General features: G+C 55.2%; 19 protein-coding genes. 8 read left to right on the top strand and 11 right to left on the bottom strand.

Going from position 1 to position 18,358, the window contains the following annotated elements; genetic code table 11:
• Positions 1–534 precede the first annotated feature (534 nt).
• The gene (locus CL546_RS15465; protein WP_290496553.1) at positions 535–2,190 is read left to right on the top strand and encodes an electron transfer flavoprotein-ubiquinone oxidoreductase; all 1,656 of its coding nucleotides are present in this window, start codon (positions 535–537) and stop codon (positions 2,188–2,190) included.
• 107 nt (positions 2,191–2,297) lie between these two features.
• Here the strand turns inward: CL546_RS15465 and CL546_RS15460 are convergent, their stop codons facing one another.
• Positions 2,298–2,501 (bottom strand): hypothetical protein, encoded by a 204-nt coding sequence (locus tag CL546_RS15460; RefSeq protein WP_290496551.1) that lies wholly within the window; start codon positions 2,499–2,501, stop codon positions 2,298–2,300.
• Positions 2,502–2,630: 129 nt separating this feature from the next.
• Here CL546_RS15460 and CL546_RS15455 point away from each other — a divergent pair, with 129 nt between their 5' ends.
• Entirely contained in the window at positions 2,631–3,515 is an 885-nt protein-coding gene (locus CL546_RS15455) for a LysR substrate-binding domain-containing protein (RefSeq protein WP_290496550.1), read from the top strand.
• 132 nt (positions 3,516–3,647) lie between these two features.
• Complete coding sequence (locus CL546_RS15450; RefSeq protein ID WP_290496548.1) at positions 3,648–4,529, top strand: oxygenase MpaB family protein; 882 nt, start codon at positions 3,648–3,650, stop codon at positions 4,527–4,529.
• Positions 4,530–4,547: 18 nt separating this feature from the next.
• On the opposite strand, the gene CL546_RS15445 is transcribed toward CL546_RS15450, so the two are convergent.
• Positions 4,548–5,330: a pseudouridine synthase gene (locus CL546_RS15445; RefSeq protein ID WP_290496547.1), complete on the bottom strand. Its 783-nt coding sequence runs from the start codon at positions 5,328–5,330 to the stop codon at positions 4,548–4,550.
• A gap of 110 nt (positions 5,331–5,440) precedes the next feature.
• On the opposite strand from CL546_RS15445, the gene CL546_RS15440 reads away from it, so the two are divergent.
• Complete coding sequence (locus CL546_RS15440; protein WP_290496546.1) at positions 5,441–6,550, top strand: PepSY-associated TM helix domain-containing protein; 1,110 nt, start codon at positions 5,441–5,443, stop codon at positions 6,548–6,550.
• Positions 6,547–6,708 carry a hypothetical protein gene (locus CL546_RS15435; RefSeq protein ID WP_290496544.1) on the top strand — a complete coding sequence of 54 codons (162 nt, stop codon included), beginning with the start codon at positions 6,547–6,549 and terminating at the stop codon, positions 6,706–6,708. The genes CL546_RS15440 and CL546_RS15435 overlap by 4 nt, the downstream gene beginning before the upstream one ends.
• A gap of 166 nt (positions 6,709–6,874) precedes the next feature.
• On the opposite strand, the gene CL546_RS15430 is transcribed toward CL546_RS15435, so the two are convergent.
• From CL546_RS15430 to CL546_RS15420, 3 genes are all read right to left on the bottom strand, one after another.
• Positions 6,875–8,338, bottom strand: coding sequence for a lipid-binding SYLF domain-containing protein (locus CL546_RS15430; protein WP_290496542.1), 1,464 nt, complete (start codon positions 8,336–8,338; stop codon positions 6,875–6,877).
• A 350-nt stretch (positions 8,339–8,688) separates the two neighbouring features.
• A complete protein-coding gene (locus CL546_RS15425; RefSeq protein ID WP_290496540.1) occupies positions 8,689–9,099 on the bottom strand; it encodes a GFA family protein in 411 nt (136 codons plus the stop codon).
• 16 nt (positions 9,100–9,115) lie between these two features.
• Positions 9,116–9,511 carry a winged helix-turn-helix transcriptional regulator gene (locus CL546_RS15420; protein ID WP_290496539.1) on the bottom strand — a complete coding sequence of 132 codons (396 nt, stop codon included), beginning with the start codon at positions 9,509–9,511 and terminating at the stop codon, positions 9,116–9,118.
• 83 nt (positions 9,512–9,594) lie between these two features.
• Between CL546_RS15420 and CL546_RS15415 the strand changes: the two genes are divergently transcribed.
• On the top strand, positions 9,595–10,404 hold the full coding sequence (locus CL546_RS15415) for an amidohydrolase family protein (protein ID WP_290496537.1): 810 nt from the start codon (positions 9,595–9,597) through the stop codon (positions 10,402–10,404).
• A 13-nt stretch (positions 10,405–10,417) separates the two neighbouring features.
• Here CL546_RS15415 and CL546_RS15410 read toward each other — a convergent pair whose 3' ends face one another.
• The 6 genes from CL546_RS15410 to CL546_RS15385 form a co-directional block, all read right to left on the bottom strand.
• The gene (locus tag CL546_RS15410) at positions 10,418–11,035 is read right to left on the bottom strand and encodes a DUF1287 domain-containing protein (RefSeq protein ID WP_290496536.1); all 618 of its coding nucleotides are present in this window, start codon (positions 11,033–11,035) and stop codon (positions 10,418–10,420) included.
• Between the two features lie 73 nt (positions 11,036–11,108).
• On the bottom strand, positions 11,109–11,507 hold the full coding sequence (locus CL546_RS15405) for a hypothetical protein (protein ID WP_290496534.1): 399 nt from the start codon (positions 11,505–11,507) through the stop codon (positions 11,109–11,111).
• Positions 11,508–11,902: 395 nt separating this feature from the next.
• Entirely contained in the window at positions 11,903–12,592 is a 690-nt protein-coding gene (locus CL546_RS15400) for a hypothetical protein (RefSeq protein WP_290496533.1), read from the bottom strand.
• Positions 12,593–12,933: 341 nt separating this feature from the next.
• Positions 12,934–14,001 carry a hypothetical protein gene (locus tag CL546_RS15395; RefSeq protein ID WP_290496532.1) on the bottom strand — a complete coding sequence of 356 codons (1,068 nt, stop codon included), beginning with the start codon at positions 13,999–14,001 and terminating at the stop codon, positions 12,934–12,936.
• A gap of 44 nt (positions 14,002–14,045) precedes the next feature.
• Positions 14,046–15,575, bottom strand: coding sequence for a bifunctional GNAT family N-acetyltransferase/carbon-nitrogen hydrolase family protein (locus CL546_RS15390; RefSeq protein ID WP_290496530.1), 1,530 nt, complete (start codon positions 15,573–15,575; stop codon positions 14,046–14,048).
• 179 nt (positions 15,576–15,754) lie between these two features.
• Positions 15,755–16,129, bottom strand: a complete 375-nt coding sequence (locus tag CL546_RS15385) for a hypothetical protein (RefSeq protein ID WP_290496528.1) — start codon at positions 16,127–16,129, stop codon at positions 15,755–15,757.
• A gap of 34 nt (positions 16,130–16,163) precedes the next feature.
• Here CL546_RS15385 and cobB point away from each other — a divergent pair, with 34 nt between their 5' ends.
• Positions 16,164–16,874 (top strand): Sir2 family NAD+-dependent deacetylase, encoded by a 711-nt coding sequence (gene cobB / locus CL546_RS15380; RefSeq protein ID WP_290496527.1) that lies wholly within the window; start codon positions 16,164–16,166, stop codon positions 16,872–16,874.
• A gap of 329 nt (positions 16,875–17,203) precedes the next feature.
• A complete protein-coding gene (locus tag CL546_RS15375) occupies positions 17,204–18,277 on the top strand; it encodes a 3-deoxy-7-phosphoheptulonate synthase (protein ID WP_290496526.1) in 1,074 nt (357 codons plus the stop codon).
• Positions 18,278–18,358 lie beyond the last annotated feature (81 nt).

Below are 18,358 nucleotides of genomic sequence, written 5' to 3'. Positions count from 1 at the left end.
TGTTGTCAGCCTTCACGCGAACCTTGACGTTGTAATCAACGACTCGCTTGATGGGTACAAGAACCTTCATAGGATCCTCGGAATGTTCCATTGGGTGACTTGTAGAAGGAGGCGACATGACGCCGTTGCCGGGTCCACCCCCGCGAAAGAGGGGCTATCTTGAACGCTCGCCTACAACAGGTCAATAGGCCGAAAATCTGTAAGCAGATGATTTTGCTGCAAATAGACCACACAAACTGTCCACTTTTTGTGACCTGTCGGTCGGCGATTTTCTTGTAAATCAACCATCTAGCAAGAGATAATCCAAACACTTGTTTGAAAGTGCCCTGCGCCGGTTCAAATGTTGACACAAGTTCGCGTCCGCAGGGTCAACCCCAGTAGTGGTGTGGTTTCTTCTATCTCTATATACTCCGCGCCACCCCAAGGCTGGTCTCGGTTGGCCACTGAGAAAGGGTTTCTGTTACTAGTAATGTCAGAACCTCTTTCTCAGTGGCTCCCGGGCCAAACACGCAATCGATAGCGAGGAGACAGGCTGTGGAACGCGAATCTATGGAAGTCGACGTAGTCATCGTCGGCGCCGGTCCTTCCGGTCTGGCAACCGCCTGCCGTCTGGGTCAGATCGCCCAGGAAACCGGTCAGGAAATCAGTGTTGTTGTTGTAGAGAAAGGCTCCGAAGTTGGCGCTCATATTCTTTCTGGTGCCGTGCTCGAACCACGCGCCCTGAACGAACTGTTCCCTAACTGGCAGGAATTGGGCGCACCGGTGAACACCAAGGTCACCGGCGACGAGATCTTCTTCCTCACCGGCCCGGAAAAGGCACAGAAAGTGCCTAACATGTTCGTCCCTAAAACCATGCACAACGAAGGGAACTACATTATTTCCCTGGGTAATCTGTGCCGCTGGCTGGGCGAGCAGGCCGAAGGCCTGGGCATCGAAGTCTTCCCCGGCTTCGCCGCTACCGAAGTGCTGTACAACGACGACGGGTCTGTTAAAGGTATCGCTACCGGCGATTCCGGCATCGGCCATGACGGCGAGCACAAGCCCAGCTACACGCCAGGCATGGAGCTTCACGCCAAGTACACCATCTTCTCAGAAGGTTGCCGTGGCCACTTGGGCAAGCAGCTGCAGGAAAAATTCAACCTGCGCGAAGGCACCGATCCTCAACATTACGGCATCGGTATCAAAGAGCTGTGGGACATTGATCCTGCCAAGCATCAGGAAGGCCTGGTGGTTCACACCGCTGGCTGGCCGCTAACCGAATCCGGCTCACCGGGTGGTGCGTTCCTGTATCACATCGAGAACAATCAGGTTGCTCTGGGCCTGATCACCGACCTGGCCTACTCCAACCCGCACGTTTCTCCGTTCGACGAGATGCAGCGCTGGAAGACCAACCCGGAAATCAAGAAGCATCTGGAAGGCGGAAAGCGTGTCTCTTACGGCGCACGCGCCATCTCCAAGGGTGGCCTGCAGTCCTTGCCGAAGATGACCTTCCCTGGCGGCCTAATGGTGGGCTGTAACGCCGGCACCCTGAACTTTGCCAAGATCAAAGGCACTCACACGGCCATGAAGTCAGGCATGATTGCCGCTGAAATTCTGGCTGAAGCCCTCAAAGGTGGCCGCGGCAGCGACGAGCTGACCGAGTACAAGGATGCCTTCGAGAAGAGCTGGGTTTACGAAGAGTTGCACGCCCAGCGCAACTTCGGCCCGGCCCAGCACAAGTTCGGCAATCTGGTTGGTTCCGCCTTTGCCTTTGTCGACATCAACCTGTTCAACGGCAAACTGCCCTTCACCATGCGCGATACCACACCGGATCACGCTACCCTGAAGCCGGCGGACCAGAGCAAGAAAATCGACTACCCGAAACCGGACGGCAAGATCACCTTCGCCAAGCTGGACAGTGTTTTCCTGTCCAACACCAACCACGAAGAAGATCAGCCCTGTCACCTGACGCTGAAAGATCCGAGCGTGCCACTTGAGGTTAACCTGCCCAAGTGGGACGAGCCGGCCCAGCGTTATTGCCCGGCGGGCGTGTACGAAGTGGTGGAAGACGAGAACACGGGCGAGAAGCGTTTCCAGATTAACGCCCAGAACTGTGTCCACTGCAAAACCTGTGACATCAAGGACCCCACCCAGAACATCAACTGGGTGGCCCCGGAAGGTACCGGCGGCCCGAATTACCCGAACATGTAATTCGCCACGGTTTCCGTGTCACAAACAAAAAAGGCGCCTTTTCAGGCGCCTTTTTTGTTATGGCCGGACAGTCAGGAGCAACAACCCTGGGAGCCCGGCATCAAAGGTCAGGCCAGAGGCCTTTGCAAACGCTGGATCACCCGGGCGCGCTGCTGCGCACGGTTCTTGCGCAGGCGGTACCAGGCCAGACGAATGCGATAATCCAGGGCATCCATCATCGCCAGCGGAGGCATGGCCGGCATGTGCAGGTCCGGTTTGCGGGACTGAATCCGTACCGGGGCTTCAAGTGTCTTGGTTTCGTTGTGCTTCATGGTCTCCTCCCTGTCTGATGACAATATGGAGTGGCTGGGCTGTGATTGGCCTCCATGATGCAATCAGGTTTATCATCAGTAAATCGAAAAGAACTGCACCTATCGTTCAATTTTTCTGAAAGGCCTGCCATGCCACCCAACCCCCCTCTCCAACCCCTGCTGGATACGGAAATTCTGCGCAGTTTCGTGGCCATTGCTGAAACCGAGAGCTTCACCCAGGCCGCCAACGAAGTGTTCCGCACCCCCTCCGCATTGAGCATGCAAATCAAGCGCCTGGAGGAACAGGTCGGCCAACGGCTATTCCTGCGCGAAGCCCGTCGGGTCAGCCTGACCGCCGAAGGGGAAGCCATGCTCGGTTACGCCCGGCGGCTACTGAAACTGAACCAGGAGGCGATCAGCCACTTCACCGCCCCGGAGCTGGAAGGCACCGTACGGCTGGGCACCCCGGATGATATCGGCACCCGCATTCTGCCCCAGGTGCTGACCCAGTTTTCCCGCTCCCACCCTGCGGTGCAGGTGAATGTGATTGTCGGTCGCAGCGCCGACATGTTGCAGCAGCTGGATGCCGGCAAACTGGACCTGATTATGGTAACCACGGGCAAACAGGCGCGTCCGGCACGAGGGGAAGTGGTGCATAGCGAGCCGCTGGTATGGGCAGGCGCCCAGAGTGGTATCGCGGTCACCCAGAATCCTCTGCCCCTGGCGTTGGCCAGCCAGGGTTGCCCCTGGCGAAAAATGGCGCTGGAAGCGCTGGACCACAGCCAGCATCGCTACCGGGTCGCCTATACCAGCGAACATTGTGCCGGCCAGGAAGCGGCCATGCAGGCGGATCTGGCCATCGGCCCCTTCCCTCTCAGCCTGATCCAGCCCCCCTTGCAGCAACTGGGTGACGAATACGCCCTCCCCGAACTGGGCGATTATCAGATCGCCATGCTTTACCGTGGCGAAGAAGGGTCAGCCACCCACGTACTCGCCGGTCATGTACGGGCGGTCTTCCGGGCACTGCGGTTGTAATACGTTTGAGCACTGCTCAGATGATACAAATGATTTATTTTGTCTCATTGTTTGATGATGCATTCCTCGTTAGCATAAATGAAACAAGCGTATGAACGGCCCTGCGGGCCAGTAGCGTCGAGGAATAATAATATGAATGCACAAGCCAACCACTTGGGCAAAACCCGGTTCGAGCACGAATGGCCAACACCGCTGAGCCCGGAACAACTGGACGAGCGCTTCCCCGGCATTCTGGACACCTCCATGGTCATGGCCGCCGGCGCCAACATTATTATGCAGCTGGCCCTGCCGGCGGTGGGCTATGGCGTTATGGAAAGCCGCGTCCCCAGTGGTTCGGTGCTGCACAATCCGCTGAAACGAACGCGCACCACCTTTACCTATCTGGCCGTGGCCATGGTCGGGACCGCAGAAGAGAAACTGGCCTATCGCCGCGCCGTCAACGGTGCCCACGCCCAGGTCTACTCCACCGATGAATCGCCGGTGGAATACAACGCGTTCAATCCCGAACTGCAATTGTGGGTTGCCGCCTGCCTGTACTGGGGCTTTGCCGACACGCACCAGAAGCTGCGCGGCCCATTGAGCCGCGCAGATCAGGAAGCGCTTTACCAGCTCTCGCACCCTCTGGGCACCACCCTGCAAGTGAATCAGGACATGTGGCCCAAAGACCTGGATGCCTTTGAAGCCTATTGGCAGGACGGACTCAAGAACCTGCGTATCGACGAACCGGTTCGCGAATTTCTGATGGTGATTGCCGATCTGAAATTTCTCAGCCCAGTCAGCCAGTTCCTGTTCGGCCGCTTCAATCGTTTCATTACCACCGGATTTCTGCCCGAAGAGATACGCGACAAGATGCAGCTGGAGTGGAACGACAAGAAACAACGTCGCTTCGAACGCACCGTTCGCACTATCGGCAAGCTGATTCATATTCTGCCGCGCCCCATGCGGCAACTCAGCTATACCCTGCCCCTGCGCGACTTCCGCAAGCGGCTGGCCAAGAAAAAACCGTTGATCTAACGGCCACTGAGTCGGCCGCTATGCCTCTGGCACAGCGTCAAACACACCGTGCTGCTCGGCCTTCGTCAGCGCCCGGCTTTCACCGGGCGCCAAGGTGGCATCTAACTGGATGCCACCCACTGCCAATCGATGCAACGCCGTTACCGTCTTGCCGCTACGCCCGAACATTCGCTTGATCTGGTGGTACTTGCCCTCGTGAAGCCACACATCGGCCTCGAACGCAGAGCGGATAACCAGCCTGGCCGGTTGCGTATGGATTTTCTCGAAGTCGAACCACATTCCCCGCGCAAACGCCGCCACATCCGCCTCACTCAGGGCCTTGTCGACCCTCACCCGGTAATGCTTCCAAAGGCCCGTTTCCGGCAAGCTCAAACGCCGCGACCAGACCCCGTCATTGGTAAGCAGCATCAACCCGGTGCTGTTAAAATCCAATCGCCCGGCAAGGTGAAGCCCCTGGCGCTGATCCTCCGGCAGCAAATCCATCACCGTCATGTGCTGCTCATCGCGGGTCGCACTGACCACTCCAGCGGGCTTGTTCAGCATCCAATAGTGCCGCGTCTGCTGTGCCAACAACCGGCCATCGCATTCCACCCGATCAAAGGGACCGATACGAAGCTGGCGATCACGGACCACCTCCCCGTTCACGGACACTCGACCGGCAGCCAAAACCGGTCGCAGATCACTGCGGCTTGTTTGCAGCTGCTGACTGAGAAAACGATCGAGACGGTGGTAACGGCTTGGCATGACGCAATCATAATCGTGCAGCTCACCGCTGGCGAACCGTTCCAGCCCTATAGCCATAACCGATAGGTGCAACCGCACCCGAATCCGTATAATTGAAAAAATCCTGGCAGTGTCACTGCATCAAGCAAAACACAAGGGACAGACTTTCACGCTTGGGTTCCCGGTTTATGCAACAAACAACATTCCGCACCTGGTCCTCCCTGCACACCTGGACCAGCCTTATCAGCACCGCCTTCCTGTTAATGCTTTGCATCACCGGGCTGCCGCTGATCTTTCATGATGAACTCGATAACGTTCTGCATGGCGACAACTGGCAGCCGGCCAACCCTGACGGTGCGCTGCTGAGCCTGGACGCTATTCTCGAGCAGGCGGCGCAGCACCGCCCTGGTGAAGTGCCGCTGTACATGAGCTTCGATATCGACCGGCCGGTTATCAACGTCACCAGTGGTCCCGCTCCGGATTCCCCCGGCCGCGACATGACCATGGCGTCTTTCGATCGAACCAGCGGCGAGCCGGTACCCGGGCACGATGGCTTCGACATCATGGAATTCCTGCTACAACTGCACACCGACATGTTCCTGGGCTTACCCGGCATGCTGTTCCTGGGCGCCATGGGCCTGCTGCTGATCATCGCCATTGTGTCCGGCGTTGTGCTCTATGCCCCCTTCATGCGCAAACTGGAATTCGGTGCCTTGCGCACCCAGCGCGCCAAACGCATCAAGTGGCTGGACTATCACAACCTGCTGGGCATCGTGACTGTTGCCTGGCTCACCGTGGTGGGCCTCACCGGTGTGGTGAACAGCCTTGCTGACCCCATCACCACTACTTGGCGAACCCAGGCACTGGCCGACCTGACTGCCGGCTACCAGGGCGACACGGTTCCCACCCCGATGGAGATGGCCTCGCTGGATGATGCCGTCAAGCAGGCAGTAGAAGCGGCACCAGACATGACCCTGCAATTCGTGGCCTTCCCCGGCGGCTCCTGGTCCACCAACTATCACTACGCCATTTTCCTGCACGGCAACACGCCGCTGACATCGCACATCACCACCCCAGTACTGATTGATGCACGCACCGGAGAGTTTGCCGGCATGCGTGAGATGCCCTGGTACAACAAGGCACTCGCCCTTTCCGGGCCACTACACTTTGGGGATTACGGCGGATTACCGCTGAAGATTCTCTGGTTTGTACTGGACCTGTTTACCATTGTGGTGCTGGTGACCGGACTATACCTGTGGTGGGTACGGCGCCGAAATCGCACAGCAGGAGGTGCATGATGGGCCGTATTTTTGCCCTCCCCCTGCTGATAGGCATCACCAGTATCGTGGGGCTGCTGGCCGCGCTGCTCGGCGATGGCGTCTACGACGCGGTCTCGTGGTTAGGCTTGGGCCTCCCGGTGGCCGCCGTGATTTACGCCTACGCCAAACGACACTGAGCGCCACCACAGCAGACGACTGTAGGAGCCCCACTTGAGGGACGAACAGCGACGGAGAGGATCGAAACTCGTCTCACCACAGAGCAGAAGCCGCAGAGACAATCAGATTTCTTTTCAGGCTTGGATTTCGCCCCTCAAGTGAAGCTCCTACAGGGAAGAAAAGCCATTAGAAGCGCACGGTAACAGCCGAAATAAACGCATCGCGCGTGCCGATGAAACCATCGTATTCCAGCATCACCGACAACCTCGGCGTCACGTCCCAGTTGGCTCCGGTCACCAGATTCCAGCGGTCAGAATTGCTCTGATCCACCTCGTAATCCAGCACCTGATCCGTACCCGGTATAGCCAGACTGCCGGCCGCCACCGTGCGCACATCCAGATAGTTGCCACCGGCAAACACCGTCAACCGCCCTGCCCGATTTAATGCAAAACCGCGGCCCAGGCGTGGGCTAATGGTAAAGGCACGCCCTTCCAGCGTAGTCTTATCGGAATCCGTCCAGGTCACGTTGAACGGCACCAGCAGAAACCAATCACGCCAACCGGAGGCCACCACGCCACCGGCACCGTAATTTATCGGGCTCAGGTCCACCTCAATGGGAAAACGTACCTGCTTGCCTTCAAACAGATAGCACACCGGCGGCCTGATCGCGCCGGTACAGTCCTTGCCGATTTGATCCAGCATGGTGTCGCCATCCAGTTGGATATCCAGATCCAGATCCCCGTTTACCTGCCCGAAGGTGCCATACAGATTCAGGAACGGCAGCACCCAGGCATCCACCTTGATCTGCTCCGTGATCAGGTCACTGTCAGCACCGAAAGACACAAAACGGTACGGCCGGGTGCCATTACCATTAAAGCCCACCTCCAGGTTTTCGATGCGCATGTCCTGGCGAACCGCCGCCCGCAACACCCCCACGCCAAAGGGCATGGGCAGGTCATAACCCCGCGCTACGGCCTGCTTGCCAAGCAATGGCAAGGGATGATTCCAGTAACGCGGAGCATCGTCGCTCAGGGTGTCATAACTTGTATGGCGGTTTGGGAAGTTATACTGGGACAGGCCCGTATCCGACAGCCGATGATTGACCCGTACCTGGCTGATATCCATGCTGGCACCCGCTGACACGCCCGCCTCACTGGACACAAACAGCTCAATCCCCGCATTCCCGGAGCGCATCTGTTCATCGCTGTCACCCACATTGGAGGCCGCGTTGGACTGCAAAAGCCATTTGCCATCCATGATCTGCTCGATCACGACAGGGTCGGTAATGACGGCGACAAACCGTTCCGCCCGCGCACCCAGTCCCAGCCCCATGCGAACGGAATGAATATCCAGATAGGTATGAGTGCCATCACGCTGGTCGTGCAATACCGCCACCGACGTGCCGCCACCCAATGGGCCCAGAAACAACACATCAGTGGTACCAACAATATAAGCAGGTGCACTATCCAGCTTCTGCTGCAACGCCGGCATCTCGGCAGAGAACTGCTGCAGCGCCTTGTCGGTTTTCCAGTCTACTTGCTGGCGTACCGCATCCACATCGGCCACAGACATTCCCACACAACCGGTAAGAACCCCCGCCACACCGAAGATCAGCAATGCCAGCCTGGCTGATACGAACAAGTGCCCCATCCACCGTTTCCCTCTGCCACTTATCGGGCATTCCATCACGCTGTTACTGGATGGTGGACGGTTTTAGGGGAAGTGTCACGCGACTGACAAGGAACTCAGGACGACCAGCGTGATGGTCTAGCCAGGGAGCCCCAGGCCGTTATATCCCAACGCGACGACAACCCCGCCAATAACAATGCACAACACAACAGATAGCTTGAGTTCGGAAGAGGGCCCCGAAATGGTGGCGATATCGCTCGACAAGAGCAGCGAGATATCGAAAGCCCTGACCGTCCAGGCGCCAATCATTCCGCACTTTTTTCAAACGGGAACACCCCGCCCCACGGCCAGGACCTGTCAACCCAGCTCCCTTACGGCTGTCTGTCGAAGGTTTTCACCCCTTCCGGGATCTTGAACCAGTCCTGCTTTTCACTGATCCAGATATGCGCCTGGGGCTCAAGAATACTGGTATCCGCCAGATTGGCCGGCTTCAATTTGATGCTGTCCGGTTCGTCCGGGTTGACGTGATAAATGCGATTACCGCAGGTGGGACAGAACATTGCCGCACTGGTATTGCCACTATCAGCGGTACGCAGCCATTCGCGCATTTCACCGTGAAACACGATGTCTTTGGCATGCACAACAGCGGTAAGGCTGAACGCGCTGGTGGACAGCTTCTGGCACGCCTTGCAGTGGCAAGCCAGTACCTTCTGGGGTTCGGCCAATAACTGGTAGGTCACCTCGCCACACTGGCAGGCGCCATCGATTGGGTAGGTCGCCATCATTTCCTCCGTTCATTCAGTCATTCGATTTACGGGCACTTCCGACACGCCCATAACATGCCAGGTCGTCTCTGCCTGATTGCCTGGCCCATTCATCTGCCCATTGAGCCAACGGCCCTATCGCTTCCATGAGCTGAGTCCCCAATTCGGTGAGGGCGTAGCCACTGCTCTCTTCCAACGCAACAATTCCCGCCTCACGAAGCTCCTTGAGCCGGGACATCAGCACGTTGGGCGAGCTGATACCACACTCCTGTTGCAGTGCGCGGGTACTCTTTCGCTGCTGGTGTCGCAAGCACCAGAGAATACGCAACGCCCAGCGACGACCAAGCAGATCCAGGGCCACCATGATTGGCTGGCCCGATTGGGAATTGCGAACCGGCTGGCCGGGTTTAACAGGTCGACTTTGCGTCACGCTTGATCTCCTGGTCAATCGCTATTACTTTGATAGCGTTATTTATTTAATAGCGCCATGCTAGCACATGCGAGGAGCAAACCATGATCATTGATGCTTGGGCCCAACACCCCACTCTGCGTCACCTTCAAGACCCCATTTTCGATTCGCTACGGCGATGGACCAAAATGCCAACGCCACAATCAGAGCTTCCTGTATCGACAACGGTTGCCCTGATGGATGCCGGAAACGTGGATCTGAGCTTGATATCTGCCTGGGAAGCGCCCGGCAAGAGCATGATTTCCAATGATGAAGTCGCTCAGTTCGTTCATCAGGCGCCAGACCGATTAATCGGTGTCGGTTCGGTCGATATCTCACGCCCCATGGCAGCGGTGCGGGAAATTCAACGCTGCGTTAATGAGCTGGGCTTCAAAGCCATACGCGTACTGCCCTGGCTATGGGAAGTGCCACCCACCGATCGGCGTTTTTATCCTGTGTATACGGCCTGTGCCGAACTCGGCATTCCTTTCTGTACCCAGATTGGCCACACCGGCCCGTTAATGCCCAGCGAAGTGGGACGCCCTATTTACCTCGATCAGGTGGCGCTGGATTTTCCAGAATTGAGTATTGTCGCTGGCCATATCGGCTACCCGTGGACCGAAGAAGCCATCGCGGTTGCCACCAAACACGAAAATGTCTACATCGACACTTCCGCCTATACAACCAACCGTTACCCCGCCGCACTGGTGGATTTCATGCGTCACCACGGTCGTAGCAAGGTATTGTTCGGGACCAATTACCCCATGATCACGGCCGACAAGGCCCTGGAGGGGCTCGACGCCCTGGGGCTCGATGAGGAAGCGAAAACGCTTTTTCTTGCTGGCAATGCTCAACGGGTTTTTGACCTGCCCTAAAACAGGCAATGATTTACCGGGGGCTCCCGGCGTTCCTTGAGGGACGGTAGCGGTAGTGCCCGGTAATCGGATAGTCGAACAGCATGTTCTCCAGCTCAGGGCCCGCACCAATGTTATGCACAATCAGCGGGTTGTCGCTGCCTTCGCTTGTCCGGTCTGTGACAATGCCAATGTGCGGCAAATTACCTGGCAACATCCAGGTCACCACGTCACCGGGAGCGTAATCAGCCGGCGCCTGGCTTATGGGGAGAGATTCGCCATGGCGACGGAAGAAAGCCTGCAAGTTCGGCACGCGGCGGTGATCGATATTGCGATCGGTGGAACTTAGCCCCCAGATCCGTTTGGACGGATATGCCGCGAAGTGGGCTGCCATATCCTCATGAACCAACACCTGAAGGTCTACACCGAGGGCACGGTAAGCACGAATGATGACATCCGTGCAGACGCCAATATTCGCCGGCACATCGCCATTGGGGTAATCCAACCGGTAATAGGCGCCGTTGTAAGTTACTCGATGTTCCGTGCGCTCAAGCGCCGCCGACACCAGATCCTGTTGAAAAGCGTTTGCCTGCACAACGCCTGACAACAGCATCCAAAGTAACGCTAACCCAAGTGCCATACGTTGCGGCATATGCCTGCCCCTCTTTCTCACATCCATTCAACGAACTCTTTCCTGTCGGTTAGCAGAGATTCAGAATGAAGGGTTAGCTATTAGAGCGTTGCGAAAGCGCCACCCAACCGAAGAACAACATAAAGGCCACGTCATTGAGCCCATAGATGCTAAAGAAAGCCCCGGCGAAAAGATCTTGCTCATACAAAGCACCAAGGTCATTGCTAAAGATCCACAATCCCCAAGCCACAACGTATACCAGCTTCTCAATGGCAAAGGCCGCCGCCAACCAGCGAAGACTCCCCTTGATAAAGGCCGCCCCTAAATAGGCTAACCCCCACACCACAATCATCAACAACCCAAAGTTGGACATCACCACCGGATCGGCCTGATTGATGACGTCATTGGTGAAGGCACGGGAAAAAAGCAGCACGCCGCCGATGTTCATGGCAGCGGCGGCGATAAAACCGTTTCGGATCAGGTTGGCGTTCATTGTTTCTCCAGAGAGTGTAGGGATACTTTTGATTTCATTCTGCTTGCTAGGACACGACAAGATCACCATTTACAGGCTGAGCCGGAAGCCTGCTGTAGGAGCGCCGCTTGAGGCGCGAAAAAGCTAGCCACCAACGCTTTCGGATTTGATGAAATGCACGAAGCAAGACCTGACCCTCGTGTCCATGACCCTCGTGTCCATGTTCGAAACAGCAAATCTCTCATGGAGCAAAAGGGTCAGACCTCATATTTCACACCTCTCCTAGAAAATAACCGTTCGCTTACCAACGGGACTACCAACGACTGACAACTCTTTCCTGGAATCATGCCAGAATGCGGTGGAGGTCTGTGAAATGTGAGGTCTGACCCCGTGACGCCCACAGATCACCAGTCGGTTTACTCTTTAACCCAGCAGTATTCTTTATCTACATACGCCATAGGAGGGGTAACAATTTTCTTTCCTTCAGAAAAATCGGCAATCACTTCTTCGATAACAGTTTCACGAGCGATCTGTTTTCTACGCATCTCCGCCCTTTCTTGTTCATCAAATACGAGTGACAAAGGTGCTTTAGACTGCTCTTTTTGATAATTATTGGAATCAAGCCTTACATAATCAGTAATTGCTCGAAGATTTGTAGATGAAAGTTGGCTATTTATCACATCCAAAGTGTATTCATACGGAATAAACTCTTCATTCTTAGCCTTATAGAGGTAACTTTTTGCCTCCCTAAATCCATACCCAACTTGTCTGTTATACACTGGAATATCGAAATCAATTTCAAGATCATCAAATGGCACACCACCTTCCCGACCTAGACCACGAAACACAACGCCCGCATCTTTAAATTCGGCATCTTTGAGCTCATCCCACTCTATGCCGGATTTCCAGAATAGGGCTGGACCACTAAACATTCCAGACGCTATTTTGAAAACACTTCCACCAGCCCCACATGTAAAAATCATTTCCGCACCGGAGTAAGACTCCAAAACTCGATCAAACTCGAAATGCATGCTTTTTCTATTGTTTTCTGCCCCAGACGCCCCCGAAACAGACAATCCAAGCAAAAAAACCAGCAGCTTCGTCATAATCACGATCCTCAATAATCTAAAACGATTAGAATAAAACGCAAAAGGGGTCAGGGTCAGACCTCATATTTCACACCCCTACCAGAAAATAAGCGTTCGCTTGCCAACTGGGCTACCAACGAATGACAACTCTTTCCTGGGATCATGCCAGAATGCGGTGGAGGTCTGTGAAATGTGAGGTCTGACCCCGTGACCTCCGTAATGGGAATTGGGAGACCTGACCCCATTGCTTTCATTTAGGTTTAATTTTTTATCTAACCCAGCCTAACCAAATCAGAAAATCGTCATTTCAGTGTCATCTTGAGAATCTACTTCAGGAGCGCAGCTTAAAGCGCAAAACCTCAACCTCTAGTGCTTTTTATCAATTCGCTCAAGCTTTCTAAGCCATCATAAGTACTAGGTATTTTTCCAGGATCCGAAAGCACACCGCTAAATATTAAGTTTTCGAATTTCTCTAATGAACCTGAGTCTTGTTTTTTTATCTTACCTGAGTACTCAGCATAACTCTGGATGAACTGACATAGGGTTTTCCTTAGTTCAATCTGATCAACCTGACCTTTAACTGATCGATAATTAAACAAAACAACCCTAAAAAAATATATAAGAACTATTTCAATAGAGATCAAAGGAAAAACAAGGAAGAAATTATCAGAATTGATAACAAACCCATCCCCGTTACTGGAAACGACAAAGACAACTTCAGCAACAAGGGGAGCGACAATTGCCACTCCCATAAAAACAAGCCAGCCAAGAAGCCACCGAGCCTCTAAAATCTTCTTCTTGGCCAAATCTGAAAACCCCTGATATAGACCAACAAAATTAAAGCCAACTTCATAATCTTTCAATTTATCGCCAATAACCTGCACAGATTTCTTTTTATCTTCTATCTCTTTATTCCACTCGCCCTTTAACTTTTTCGCCTCCTCGACCGCACCGGAGAACCCACGAAAAGAGTTTATATCATGATGATTAACAAACTGCTTAATCATATTCGCAGGCATTATATAAGAAGCATAGACCACTTGAGACCTTACTGATTCACTCAAAAGTTCTGTCTGATATTGAATCCTGTCTTTTATAGACCGAAGATCCATTGACATCTCTTTACCAGGGCCTACAAAAAAATCGAACTCACACAAAAACCTATAGCAGAAAACAAATATTTTCTCTATAACCTTCTCATTTCCAGAGTCAAAATCATCTAGGTATCCAAAGAAACGCTGCCCAACATGTTCAATATTAAATTCACACCGATCATCCCAAGCCCTGAGGTCAGACACCATAGCCCCAACAATCTCTCTTGATATTTCAAGCATGAAGTTTTCATTTTCCCCTTCTAGAACCACACTTGATTTTCTCAAAAAATTTTCTAAGGCAGTCTTTCTATTCTCTTGTACAAAAAATTCCACGCTCCCCCTCCTAGAACCTAAACATAGAGTAATGCCGATTTAGTTCAAAATTTCTTCCATTCCAAACTATAAAGATCATCCCGACGATCGCGCAGGTTGGTCACCGACCCTTCCCTGTGTAGCAGCTTCAGTTTTTCCAGATCCACATCCGCGAACATCAGCATCTCGGTATTGGGGACCGACTCACTGATGATGGCATCGTGGGGAAAGTAGAAGTCGCTGGGAGAAAATACCGAGGACTGGGCGTACTGGATGTCCACCGCATCCACTCGCGGCAGGTTGCCCACGGAGCCAGAAATGGCCACGTAGCATTCGTTTTCGATGGCACGGGCCTGTGCGCAGTGGCGTACACGCAGGTAGCCGTTCTTGGTGTCGGTCCAGAACGGCACGAACAGGATATCCATTTTCTCGTCGGCGAGAATCCGGCCCAGTTCGGGGAATTCCACGTCGTAGCAGATAAGGATGCCCACCCTACCCGCATCGGTATCGAATACCTGCAGCTTGTCACCACCCTGAATCACCCAGTCACGGCGTTCATGGGGGGTGATATGGATCTTGTACTGGGATTCCACCGAACCATCGCGGCGCATCAGGTAGGCCACGTTGTAGACCTTGTCATCCTCAATCACCGGCATGGAGCCGCCGACAATGTTGATGTTGTAGCTCACCGCCATGTCCGCCAACGCATCGCGTACTTCTTCGGTGAAGCTGGCCAGGAAGCGCACCGCTTCCACGGAGTTCAGTTCCGGGCGCAGGCCCATGAGCGGGGCGCTGAAGAATTCCGGTAGCACCGCGAAGTCGGCCCGGTAATCGGACAACGCATCGATAAAGAATTCCACCTGATTGAGCAGGTCCTGCACGTCACGGGCGGCGCGCATGCGGCGCTGGACCACGCCCACACGCACCACGGTACGGCGCGGCCATTCGGCGTCGTCATCTTCCGGTTCGTAGAGGATGTTGTCCCATTCCAGCAGGGTGGCGTAGCCGTGGGAGTCTTCGTCTTCCGGCAAATACGCTTTCATCAAACGCTTCACGTCGAAGCCATTGGAAAGCTGGAACGACAGAATCGGGTCGTAAATGGCGCGGGATTCCACCTGCTCGATGTACTCGGTGACCTTCATCTGGTCAGCGTAGTTGGTGAACCCTGGCAGGCGCCCCCCGGCCAGAATGGCGCGCAGGTTTTCTTCCCGGCACAGCTCCTTGCGGGCTTCGTAAAGACGACGCCCCAGACGGTAGCCGCGGTACTCCTTGTCCACAAACACGTCCAGGCCGTACAGGGCATCCCCCTTCTTGTCGTGGGAGCGCACCTTGTCATCAGTGATCAGGTCTTCGTAGCGGTGCGGGTTGGAGAAACGGTCGTATTTGACCTTGATGGTCAGCGCCGTGGCCACCAGCTCGCCATTGTCTTCGATCACCAGCTGCCCATCCTGAAAAATGCGGATCAAGGTCTTGATGGTGTCTTCCGGCCAGGCCCCACCAATATCGTGATAGACCTGATTCATCAGACGCGCCAGCGCCGGGTAATCGTCTTCGGTGAGAGTACGCAAACGCAGGCGGGTTGTTTCTTCGGCCATAAAAAAACTCCGTTTTCGCTGCACGCGTCACGCTCAACGCAACAACGCGATACAGATCAATTCATCTCTTCAATGCCGCACCCGCGCGTTAACGCTGCAGGTTACGACGGTTTTTTGCTTTTCCATGTTGCGTGCCGCGTGCCGCATGCTGCGTCTCTTGTTGCATGTTGCTTCTCTATTTACGCATTCAATGGCGGGAAGGAAATCAACCAGCTCATTTCCTGATTCTGCAACGCATGCATGCCACTGGGATAGAGGGCTACACCATCCGGGCGAATAAAAAGCACGCCCCCTTCATTCAAGCCAACAAAGCCGGACTGGTGCTCGCGGACAAAACCACACACCTCGCTCCACTGCGGCTGCAATGAAGGTGGAATGGTTTCGTAGCCGATGACACCATTGGCCAGAGGGTCATCGATGGCGACCCGGTCGCGATACAGGCCCACCGCGTCTTCGCCGACCAGCAACACCATGCCCTGATGAAAGTGGAGCAGGGTCACGTTACCGCGCGGTGGCAAGCTGAGGTTTTCCTGTTGGTCAATAATGGTGTCCATAAACTCTGAAACCTTACGTAATACGGGCGGATAAATGGCTGAAAACATTGTAATACTTACCGGCGCCGGAATCTCTGCGGAATCCGGCATCAAAACCTTCCGCGCCGCTGACGGACTGTGGGAAAACCACCGGGTGGAAGATGTGGCCACCCCGGAAGCCTTCCTGCGCAATCCCCTGCTGGTGCAGAACTTCTACAACCAGCGCCGCCAACAGCTGCTTACACCGGCCATTCAGCCCAATGCGGCCCACCGGGCACTGGCCAAGTTAGAGAAAGCCTTCCCGGCGGGCAAGGTACTGCTGGTGACCCAGAACATCGACGACCTCCACGAACGGGCTGGCAGCCGTAATCTGATCCACATGCACGGCGAACTGCTCAAGGGGCGCTGCCAAACCAGCGGCGGCCTGGTGGACCTGGACCACGACCTGACCGTCAACCTGCCCTGCCCACTCTGCGGCGGCAAAGGCTGCCTGCGCCCCCATGTGGTGTGGTTCGGGGAAATGCCCCTGCAGATGGACGCCATCTACCGCGCCTTGTCCCAGTGTGACCGCTTTATCAGCATCGGCACCAGCGGCAATGTCTACCCGGCCGCCGGCTTTGTGGAAGAAGCCAACCGCCATGGTGCGCACACCGTGGAACTGAATCTGGAGCCCTCCCAGCGGCTCACCGCCTTTGCGGAGCACCAGCATGGGCTGGCCAGCGAGCTGGTGCCGGCTTATGTGGAAGAGTTGATTGCAGGACTCTAGCTGCTAGCTACGAGCTTCTAGCTGCGAGGAACACCCGTTTCTTAAATAACCTGTCAGGTATGCGGATTCGGTCGGAACCCGGGCACTGACTATTCGTACCCCAGGACCACCTCGCGCCTGGTAGCTAGCAGCTCGTAGCTAATAGCTGGCTTTTCCTTCATTGCCTCCTTCATTGCCCCACCCTATGGCGCAGACAGCCCCCCTTGATATTTCTATAACCGGCTGATTCCGCTAGACTGCTGAACCTCTACAAAGGGAGTGTCAGCCAGAGCCCGCCGCGCAAGAACGGGGCACGGGGCCTCCAGCAACTACAGGTAGCAAAGCACATCATGACCGACAAGCAGGTAGACGACCTTAACATTGCCTCGCAGGACGTACTGATTACGCCCAACGCGCTGAAGGAAAAATTACCCCTCAGCGATAACGCCCGCCAGACTGTTATCAGCGGCCGCGAGACCATCCGTAATATTCTGGACCGCAAGGACCACCGCCTGTTTGTGGTGATTGGCCCCTGCTCTATCCACGATACGGACGCCGCCATGGAATACGCCGCCCGGCTGAAGAAGCTGGCCGACGAGGTGAGCGATACCATCTACCTGGTGCTGCGTGTCTACTTTGAAAAGCCGCGTACCACCGTGGGCTGGAAAGGGCTGATCAACGACCCTTACATGAACGATTCCTTCAAGGTGGAAGACGGCCTGCATATCGCCCGCAAGCTGCTACTGGATGTGGCTGAACTGGGCCTGCCCGCCGCCACCGAGGCGTTGGACCCGACCACCCCGCAGTACCTGCAGGACTTGATCGCCTGGAACGCCATTGGCGCGCGCACCACCGAGAGCCAGACACACCGGGAAATGTCTTCCGGCCTGTCCAGCCCGGTGGGTTTCAAGAACGGTACCGATGGCAGTCTGGATGTGGCCGTGAACGCCATGCTCAGCGTAAAACACCCGCACCGCTTCCTGGGCATCGACCCGGAAGGCCGCGTGGCGCTGACCACCACCAAGGGCAACCAGTATGGTCATGTTGTGTTGCGTGGCGGTGGCGGCAAGCCGAACTACGATTCCGTATCCGTGGCGCTGGCTGAACAGGCGTTGGAGAAAGCCGGTGTCTCCACCAACATCATGGTGGATTGCTCCCACGCCAACTCCAACAAGGACCCGGGCCTGCAGCCGCTGGTGATGGAAAACATCGCCAACCAGATTCTGGAAGGCAACGAATCCATCCTTGGCCTGATGGTGGAGTCACACCTAAAATTCGGCAACCAGAAGATCCCGCCGAACCTGGACGATCTGGAATACGGCGTGTCCATCACCGATGGCTGTATCGCCTGGGACACCACCGAAGAAGCCATTCGCAACATGGCAGACAAGCTGCGCGAGGCACTGCCGAAACGGCAGAAGTAATCGCCCCGCTGCTGACAAAAAAACCGCCTTCAGGGCGGTTTTTTTTATGGTTCATCGCGCGCTAGAGGGAATGACATGCAC

It is taken from the genome of Alcanivorax sp. (assembly GCF_002726155.1).
Taxonomy (GTDB): Bacteria; Pseudomonadota; Gammaproteobacteria; order Pseudomonadales; family Alcanivoracaceae; genus Alcanivorax.
Note: the sequence above shows the minus strand (reverse complement) of the source record. Positions and strands in the feature narration are given on the sequence as shown.